Source organism: Streptomyces sp. NPDC048352 (genome assembly GCF_040651895.1).
GTDB lineage: Bacteria > Actinomycetota > Actinomycetes > Streptomycetales > Streptomycetaceae > Streptomyces.
Genome location: NZ_JBEZKZ010000134.1, coordinates 1 through 8,681 on the forward strand (window position 1 = coordinate 1; position 8,681 = coordinate 8,681).

Below are 8,681 nucleotides of genomic sequence, written 5' to 3' on the forward strand. Positions count from 1 at the left end.
GCCGCGATCACGTCCTCGTCGAGATCACCGTCTCCTCGTAGCCCTCCACCGGCGGGCGGCGGGGGGCGCCCCCCCGGCCCCCCCCGGCGGCGCTCCTCCCGGACGCGTCGGCTGCCGTCAGCCCTCGTTCGTCATCCGGGCGCACTCGATGACCACCTGGGCGAGGCTGCCCTCGCTGCTCAGGAGCCGGCGCTGCACGCGCGCGCCGTTGCCCTGTTCGTGCAGGTGCGCGATCGCCCGGCGGACCCGCTCGTCGTCGCCGTGGTCGCGCAGTGCTTCGCGCACGTGCTGGTACAGGGCCTCGACGGCGTGGGCGGCGGAGGTCTCCCGCATCGTCTCGGGATGCAGCAGCGGGCCGTCCAGCCCCGAGCGTCCCGCCCGCCAGGAGGCCAGCCGCAGCAGGCTCGTGCCGACCCGGGCCGGCGGCTCGCCGGCGCGCCAGGCCCGGGAGGCGGTCTCCACCAGGCCGCGGACCAGCGCGGCCAGCAGGACGGGGGTCGTCGCGTGCAGGCACACGTCCGCGACCCTGACCTCGACGGTCGGGTACGAGGACGACAGCCGCGCGTCGAAGTAGATCATGCCCTCGTCCCGCAGCACCCCCGTCCCGATCATGGCGCGGACCTGTTCGTGGTAGTGGTCGGCGGAGCCGAACACGTCCACCGGGCCCGCCGAGGGCCACCGGTTCCACACCCTGCTGCGGTAGCTGCCGTATCCGCTGTCCTCGCCCTGCCAGAACGGCGAGTTGGCGCTGATCGCGGTCAGGACGGCCAGCCAGGGGCGGATCCGGTCCAGGACGGCGACGCCTTCCTCGTCGGAGTCCACCGACACGTGCACGTGCGTCCCGCACGTCAGCTGCTCCTGGGCCGTCAGCCCGAACTGCTCCCCCAGCCACTGGTAGCGCTTGCCGGCGTTCAGCGAGGGCCGCACCGGCAGCGGGGACGTCGCCACGGCGGCCACCGCGGCGCCCGCCTTCTCCGCGTGCCGGGTCGCCTCGCCGCGGATGCGGATGATCTCGTCCTGGAGTTCGCCCATGTGCGTCACCGGCTTGGTGGCGAACTCCAGCTGCTCCTTCTGCAGTTCCGCCTCGAACTCGTGCGGCTTCTCACCCGCGCCCGCGCCGCCGTCCGCCTGCTGCCACGCCACGCGGTCCGCGGCCGCGAGGACCGCACCCGAGACCGCCAGGGGGGTCCCGCTCTCCGCGTCGACGAGCAGCAGTTCTTCTTCCACGCCTACGCTGCGCATGTATCGCCACCTGTTGAGTCATCCATCGGTTTCACCTACGCCTGCCCCTCGCGCTCCCGCACATGCCTGCGCTCCTCCTCGCTCCACGCCCGCGTGTCCCGCGGGCGCACGTACGGCTCCTCGTCCTCGGGAAGTCCCGCGGCGATGGCGCGCTGGCGGGCGAGTTCCGCGTCGAACTCCAGGCCGAGCAGGATGGCGAGGTTCGTGATCCACAGCCAGACCAGGAAGACGATCACGCCCGCGACCGTGCCGTACGTCTTGTTGTACGAGGCGAAGTTGGCGACGTAGAACGCGAACCCGGCCGAGGCGGCCATCCAGATCACCAGCGCCAGCAGGCTGCCGGGGGTCACCCACTTGTACCCGCGGCCCTTGGCGTTCGGCGCGGCCCAGTAGAGCAGCGCGATCATGACCGTGACGAGGAGGACCAGGACCGGCCACTTGGCGACCGACCACACCGCCAGGGCGGTGTCGCCGATGCCGAGGGCGGAGCCGGCCTGCCGCGCCAGCCCGCCGGTGAAGACGACGATCAGCCCGCCGGCGCAGGCGAGGAGCATCAGGGCCACGGTGAGCGCGAGGCGCAGCGGCAGCACCTTCCACACCGGGCGCCCCTCGGGCACGTCGTAGACGGCGTTCGAGGCGCGGATGAAGGCGGCGATGTAGCCGGAGGCGGACCAGAGCGCCACGAGCAGGCCGACGACCGCCAGGAGCGATCCGACGCCGCTGCGGCCCTCCAGCTGGCGTACGGCGTCGCTGATCACGTCCCGGGCGGAGCCCGGGGCGAGCTGCTGGAGGCTGTCGAGGACCTGCTGGGTGGCCGACCTGCCGGCCATGCCGAGCAGCGACACGAGGACCAGCAGGGCGGGGAAGATCGCCAGCACGCCGTAGTAGGTCAGGGCGGCGGCCCGGTCGGAGAGCTCGTCGTCCGTGAACTCCCTGACGGTGCCGCGCAGTACGGCCTTCCAGGACCGCTTCGGCAGGTCGGCGGGCCCGGCGGGGGCCCGCCCCCCGGTCTCGGGGGCGGGCCCTCGTCCCTCCTGGCGTGCCGTCCGCGGGGCGCTCATGCCCGGACCGGCGGGAACCGGTCCCAGGCCCGGTGCTCGGACAGCGCCGCCGTCACCGCTTCCACGGCCGCCGCGCCGCTCTCGCCGACGATGACGCCGGGCCCGTCCGGGGCGATGCCGCCGGCTGCGAGGACCGCGTCGGCGCCGTTCCATCCGCCGACGGCCTTGCCGTGCCGGTAGGCCTCGGTGAGCAGCAGCAGGGCCCGCGGGTCGGCCCCGTGCGGCGCCCCGTTCCCGTTCCCGGCCTTGGCGTCGCGCGCGCCGTGGGCGTCGGCGGCCGGTGCGGGCACTCCGGCGAACAGCAGGGCGTCGAACTCGACGGAGCGGGCGGTGGCGAAGGTCCGCTGGACCGCGACCGGTTCGCCCTCCGCGTCGAGCTTGCCGCCGGCCGGGCCGATGACGAGCGGCACCATGCCCCCGTCCAGGAGCGCCTGCCGGGCGGCCCGTACGCCGTCCAGGTCCGCGGCGTCGTCGGCGACGATGCCGACCACGCGGCCGTCCGCCGGCCACGTCCGGCCCACCTGCGACAGCGCGGGGCTGGCGGCCTCCTCCGTGAGGGGCACGGTGGCCTTCGGCGCCGGCAGGCCGAGGCCCTGGGCGACCTGTTCGCACAGCTCGGGGTCGATGTTCGCCAGGACCGCGAGGGTGCGTTCCTTGACCGCCTGCTCGTAGCACTTGTTCAGTTCGAAGGTGTACGCGGCGATGATGTGCTCGCGCTCCGGCGGGCTCATGCTGAGCCAGAACAGCCGCGGCTGGCTGAAGTGGTCGGAGAAGGAGGCGGGCGCCTCGCGGACCTTGGTCGCCTCCGCCACCCGCACGGGCGCCTCGATGTAGGCGCTCATGTCGGCGCCGGCGAGGAAGGGGCAGCCGCCGTCCAGGCTGTTGGGCCGGTAGGGGGCCACGCCGGTGTGCACGGCGCTCTGGTGCATGCCGTCGCGCAGCATGTCGTTGACGGGTGCGTGCGGCCGGTTGATCGGCAGCTGGCCGAAGTTCGGCCCGCCCAGGCGGCTGATCTGGGTGTCGAGGTAGGAGAAGAGCCGGCCCGCGAGCAGCGGGTCGTCGGTGACGTCGATGCCCGGGACGAGGTGGCCGGGGTGGAAGGCGACCTGTTCGGTCTCGGCGAAGTAGTTCTTCGTGTTGGCGTTCAGGGTCATCAGGCCGATGGGCTGCACCGGGGCCCGCTCCTCGGGCACGATCTTGGTGGGGTCGAGGAGGTCGATGCCCTCGAACGTCTGGTCCGGGGTGTCGGGGAAGACCTGGACGCCCAGTTCCCACTGCGGGTAGGCGCCCGCCTCGATGGCGTCGAAGAGGTCGCGCCGGTGGAAGTCCGGGTCCATGCCGTTGATCAGCTGGGCTTCCTCCCAGACCAGGGAGTGCACTCCCAGCTTCGGCTTCCAGTGGAACTTCACCAGGGAGGTCTCCCCCGCCTCGTTGACCAGGCGGAAGGTGTGGACGCCGAATCCCTCCATCATCCGGTAGGAGCGGGGGATGCCGCGGTCGGACATGTTCCACAGGGTGTGGTGGGTGGCCTCGGTGTGCAGGGAGACGAAGTCCCAGAACGTGTCGTGGGCGCTCTGCGCCTGCGGGATCTCCCGGTCCGGGTGCGGCTTGCCCGCGTGGATGATGTCGGGGAACTTCACGGCGTCCTGGATGAAGAACACCGGGATGTTGTTGCCGACGAGGTCGAAGGTGCCCTCGTCCGTGTAGAACTTGGTCGCGAAGCCGCGGGTGTCGCGCACGGTGTCCGCCGAGCCCCGGGAGCCGAGGACGGTGGAGAAGCGGACGAACACCGGTGTCTCCACGTCCTTCGCGAGGAACGCGGCCTTGCAGACCTCGCCGGCGGTGCCGTAGCCCTGGAAGACTCCGTGGGCGGCGGCGCCCCGCGCGTGCACCACCCGCTCGGGGATCCGTTCGTGGTCGAAGTGGGTGATCTTCTCCCGCAGGTGGTGGTCCTGGAGCAGCACCGGTCCGCGGGCCCCGGCCTTCAGCGAGTGGTCGCTGTCGTACAGCCGCGCGCCCTGTGCCGTCGTCAGGTACGCGCCGCTCTGCGCCATCCGGGCCTGCTCGGCCCCGGTGGCCTGCCCGGTGGGGCTCACGGTCTCGGGGCCGGTCTGGTCCGGCTTCGGCGGCAGGGGCTGGGCCGGCCCGGTGGGCTCGGCCACGGTCGCGGACACCGGCCCGGGCTTGCCCGGCAGGCCGCCGTCGCCCTGGGCCGGGGTCGTGTCGGAGTGCTCTGTGGTCATCGTTTCTCCCAAGGGGGTGGTTCGGTGGACGGCCGCGGCGGCTGCGCGGTCCCGTCGTGGCTCGGCTGGACGGCGCCTACCCGCTGTTCGGGGATGAACCCTCCCGCGCCGCGTCGAAGGCGCGCGGGGGTGGGCTCAGCCGTCCTCGCGGAGGACGCGGACGCTGGTGACCTGCGTGTCGGCCGCGTCGGGTACGACCATGCCCGCCTCGACGCCGGACCGCAGGTAGTGCAGTACGGCGCCGTCCAGCCGTTCGCCGGGCAGCGCGGCCGGGATGCCCGGGGGGTACGGGGTGAGCATCTCGGCGGCGATCCGCCCCCGCGCCCGCTCCCAGGGCACCTGCTCGGTCGGCTCGAAGAAGGCGTCGCGCGGCAGCGCCGCCTGCTCCAGCCGCAGCCCGGCCGGCGAGGGGACCCGTACGGGCTGGCCGGTGCGCAGTCCGGGCGCGTGGGCCGCCAGGTCGGTGAGGGCGGTCAGCAGGATGCCGACGGTCTCGGCGTCGTCCGCGTGGGTGAGCTGGACGCTGATGCGGCGGTGGTCGGCGAGGTGGAGGTTGACCCGGTGGTGGCGGCGCAGCCAGTCGGCGGCCCGGTAGCCGGTGACGTCCCAGGCGCTGATGTCGAGGACGATCTGGAGGTGGTCCATGTCGGCGGCCCGGCCGGGCCCGCAGAAGTCGTCGCGGCCGTGGACCCGCATGCCGTCGATGCGGGAGAGGCGCTCGCGCACCTCCGCGCTGAGGGCGAGGGCGTCGCCGTAGAGGGTCTTGCCCTCCTCCACCATCTGCCGGCGCCAGCCGTCGAGGGCCGCGTACACCAGGACGGAGGGGCTGGTGGTGCCGAGGAGGTCCTCGCGGCTCTTGAGCACCTCGGGCCGCACCAGGTCGCCCTGGAGGTGGAAGACCGAGCTCTGTTCCAGGCCCGAGCCCATCTTGTGCACCGAGGTGACGCAGATGTCGGCGCCGGCGTCCATGGCCCAGGTGGGCAGGTCGGGGTGGAAGGGCAGGTGGGCGCCCCACGCCTCGTCGACGATCAGGGGCTTGCCCCGCCGGTGGCACACCTCGGCGATGGCGGCCAGGTCCGAGCAGGTGCCGTACGGGGTGGGGGTGGTGACCAGCGCGCCGCGGGCGTCGGGGTGCCGGGCGAAGGCCGCCTCGAAGGCCTCTGCGGACGGCGGGTGGGCCAGGTGCCGCTCCACGTCCCACTGGGGGTCCACCCATACGGGGCGGATGCCCGACAGGATGAGGCCCGACACCACGGACTTGTGGGCGTCCCGCCCGATCAGGAGCTTCTCGTGCGGCCCGGCGACGGACAGCATGGCCGACTTGACGGAGAGCGAGCTCCCGCAGGTGGAGAAGAAGGCGTGGTCGGCGCCGACGGCGTCGGCCATCAGCGCCTGGGCCTCCTCCACGATGCCCTGCGAGGACGTCCGGTCGTCGAGGCCTGCCGTGGCGAGCACGTCCGAGGTGAACACCGCGTCGCCCAGCACCGCCCGTACCCGTGGGTCGGCGCCCCGGCCCTGCTTGTGACCGGGAGGGGTGAAAGGGGTCTGGCCGTCGGCGTGGTAAGCCGCCAGCGCGTCGAGCACGGGGGTTTTCGACTGATCCATGCACGACCGTGTGCCCTTGCGATCCGGACGGAAACGGGCACCCCGGGCCGTGTCGGGCGGCCTCCGCCCCGCTGTGCGGGGACCAGGTGCAAATCCCGGGATAGCGGGTAGGCGCTGCCCATGATCGCCTCAGCTGCCCTCGCGGCCTCCGGTTCCCCTTCCCTCCTCCTCATCCTGGCGGGCGTGGTCGTCGCCGCGCTCCTGATCGGCGCCTTCTGGTACGGCACCCGGCGTGTCGCGGCCCGCAAGGACCCCGGCGCGCTCCCGTCGGACCAGAGCGCCGCGGCGCGGGCGCGCCAGGAATCCTGGCAGGCCCCCGACGAGCGCGGGGCCGGCCCCGACACCCCACGGCGCCCGTGACCCGCCGACGCAGTCCCGTCCCCACGGCACCCGTGACCCGCCGACGCAGTCCCGTCCTCGCCGACCCCGCGCGGCCGACCAGGAGGTATCCCGTGCCGAGCACCGCCCTCACGTACACCGACCCCATGCCGAACCTGATCGCGCCGCCCGGCGTGTACCGGCCGCAGGCCGACACGCTGCTGCTCGCTGACGCCCTCGCGCGCGAGCCCCTGGCCCCGGGCGCCGAGGTCGTCGAGATCGGGACGGGCACCGGCGCGCTCGCCCTGCGCGCGGCGGCCCGGGGCGCCGAGGTCACCGCCGTCGACGTGGCGTGGCCCGCCGTCTGGGCCGCCCGGCTCAACGCCTGGCGCCAGCGCCTGCGGCTGCGCGTCCTGCACGGCGACTTCGTCAGCAGGACCCGGGGCCGGCACTTCGACCTGGTCCTCGCCAACCCGCCCTACGTCCCGTGCCCCGACGCCCGCGTGCCCACCAGCGGGGCCCGGCGCGCCTGGGACGCGGGCAGCGACGGCCGGGCCGTCATCGACCGGATCTGCGCCGCCGCCCCGGCCCTGCTGCGCCCCGGCGGGGTGCTGCTGATGGTCCACTCGGGGATGTGCGGGGCCGAGGAGACGCTGGAGCTGCTGGCGCGGCAGGGCATGGAGGCGCAGGTCACGGAGCGGGCGTTCGTCCCCTGGGGCCCCGTGCTGCGCTCGCGCAGGGCCTGGCTGCAGGAACAGGGGCTGGCGGAGGCCGGCGCCGAGCAGGAGGAGCTGGTGGTCGTCCGTGCCCGGAAACTCTGAACCCCGCCCCGCCGCGCCGGGGCCCGCCGGAGAGGCCGCCAGGCCCCGGCGGGTGTCCGTGGAGCGCTGCGGCCCGGTCCTGGTGGAGGGCCCCGTCGAGATCCTCCTGGACGACGGGACGACCGCCCGCTCGGACCGGTTCATGGTGGCCCTGTGCACCTGCCGCCGCAGCCGTACGTACCCGTGGTGCGACACCAGCCACCGCCCCCGCGAGCGGGCGAACCCACCCGAGGACAGGAACGAGCGATGACCGCACCCGCCCACACCCCCGCCCGACCCGTGCCGGCCGCTCCCGCGCCGGCCGGTCCCGTGCTGGCCGAGGGGCGCGGGCCGCTGTCCCGCGCCGTGGTGGACGCGCTGCGCGACGGCCGGGCCCCGGCCCTCGGCACGACGGCGGTCCTCAAGGCCGACCCCTGGGGCGAGGACCTGCACCTGGCCCTCTACCTGCTGTACGAACTGCACTACCGGGGCTTCGCGGGCGTGGACGACACCCTGGAGTGGGATCCGGCGCTGCTCGGGCTGCGCCGCGCTCTGGAGGACCGTTTCCTCCACGCGCTGCGCACGGCCACGGCCGGCGCCCCGGAGACCGTCGAGGCGGCCTTCGGCCCCCTCCTCGTGGAACCCGTGGACCTGAGCGGCAGCCTCAGCCACTACCTGGAGACCGAGGGCGAGCTGTGGCAGCTGCGCGAGTACGCCGCCCTGCGCTCCCTGTACCACCTCAAGGAGGCCGACCCGCACGCCTGGGTGATCCCCCGGCTCAGCGGCCGGGCCAAGGCCGCGATGGTCGCCATCGAGTACGACGAGTTCGGCGCGGGCCACCCCGGACGCATCCACGCCCGGCTCTTCGCCGACCTGATGGACGACCTCGGCCTGGAGACCGCCTACGGGCACTACCTGGAGCAGGCCCCGGCCCCGCTGCTCGCCACCGTCAACCTGATGTCCCTGTTCGGCCTCCACCGGGCCCTGCGCGGGGCGCTCGTGGGGCACTTCGCGTGCGTGGAGGTGACCTCCTCGCCCGGCTCGCGGCGCCTGGCGAAGGCGATGCGCCGCTGCGGGGCCGGCCCGGCGGCCGAGCACTTCTACGCCGAGCACGTGGAGGCGGACGCCGTCCACGAACAGGTCGTGCGGCACGAGGTCATCGGCGGACTGCTGGCCGACGAACCCGGCCTGGAGCCGGACGTGGCCTTCGGCTGCGCGGCCACGATCCTGCTGGAGGACCGCCTCGCCGCCCACATCCGTACCGCGTGGGAGGACGGCCGCTCCGCCCTCAGGGGCTCGTCGGCGCCTGCGGGGACGGCGTCCTGAGGAGCGTGCCGGTCCCCCGCGTCCGACGCGGGCTCCCGGAGAGCAGCCCCCACCCCCGACGCCCCGCCGGGTCCGGCCGCGCTGCG

General features: G+C 74.3%; 8 protein-coding genes. 4 read left to right on the forward strand and 4 right to left on the reverse strand.

Translation table 11 applies throughout. The features are described from left to right. Positions 1-117: 117 nt before the first annotated feature. From AB0D45_RS34080 to AB0D45_RS34095, 4 genes are all read right to left on the reverse strand, one after another. Positions 118-1,242, reverse strand: a complete 1,125-nt coding sequence (locus AB0D45_RS34080) for a glutamate--cysteine ligase (protein WP_362466418.1) — start codon at positions 1,240-1,242, stop codon at positions 118-120. A gap of 35 nt (positions 1,243-1,277) precedes the next feature. Then, on the reverse strand, positions 1,278-2,303 hold the full coding sequence (locus AB0D45_RS34085) for a YihY/virulence factor BrkB family protein (RefSeq protein ID WP_362466421.1): 1,026 nt from the start codon (positions 2,301-2,303) through the stop codon (positions 1,278-1,280). After that, positions 2,300-4,546, reverse strand: a complete 2,247-nt coding sequence (locus tag AB0D45_RS34090) for a catalase (RefSeq protein WP_362466423.1) — start codon at positions 4,544-4,546, stop codon at positions 2,300-2,302. The genes AB0D45_RS34085 and AB0D45_RS34090 overlap by 4 nt, the downstream gene beginning before the upstream one ends. A gap of 135 nt (positions 4,547-4,681) precedes the next feature. Next, positions 4,682-6,151 carry an ornithine decarboxylase gene (locus AB0D45_RS34095; protein WP_362466426.1) on the reverse strand — a complete coding sequence of 490 codons (1,470 nt, stop codon included), beginning with the start codon at positions 6,149-6,151 and terminating at the stop codon, positions 4,682-4,684. Between the two features lie 120 nt (positions 6,152-6,271). Between AB0D45_RS34095 and AB0D45_RS34100 the strand changes: the two genes are divergently transcribed. From AB0D45_RS34100 to AB0D45_RS34115, 4 genes are all read left to right on the forward strand, one after another. Beyond that, on the forward strand, positions 6,272-6,511 hold the full coding sequence (locus tag AB0D45_RS34100; RefSeq protein WP_362466429.1) for a DUF6479 family protein: 240 nt from the start codon (positions 6,272-6,274) through the stop codon (positions 6,509-6,511). 125 nt (positions 6,512-6,636) lie between these two features. After that, the gene (locus tag AB0D45_RS34105) at positions 6,637-7,290 is read left to right on the forward strand and encodes a HemK2/MTQ2 family protein methyltransferase (protein ID WP_361610395.1); all 654 of its coding nucleotides are present in this window, start codon (positions 6,637-6,639) and stop codon (positions 7,288-7,290) included. Positions 7,291-7,342: 52 nt separating this feature from the next. Next, positions 7,343-7,540 (forward strand): CDGSH iron-sulfur domain-containing protein, encoded by a 198-nt coding sequence (locus AB0D45_RS34110; protein WP_361610396.1) that lies wholly within the window; start codon positions 7,343-7,345, stop codon positions 7,538-7,540. Beyond that, positions 7,537-8,595: an iron-containing redox enzyme family protein gene (locus tag AB0D45_RS34115; RefSeq protein ID WP_362466431.1), complete on the forward strand. Its 1,059-nt coding sequence runs from the start codon at positions 7,537-7,539 to the stop codon at positions 8,593-8,595. Before AB0D45_RS34110 ends, AB0D45_RS34115 begins: the two co-directional genes overlap by 4 nt. Positions 8,596-8,681: the final 86 nt, after the last annotated feature.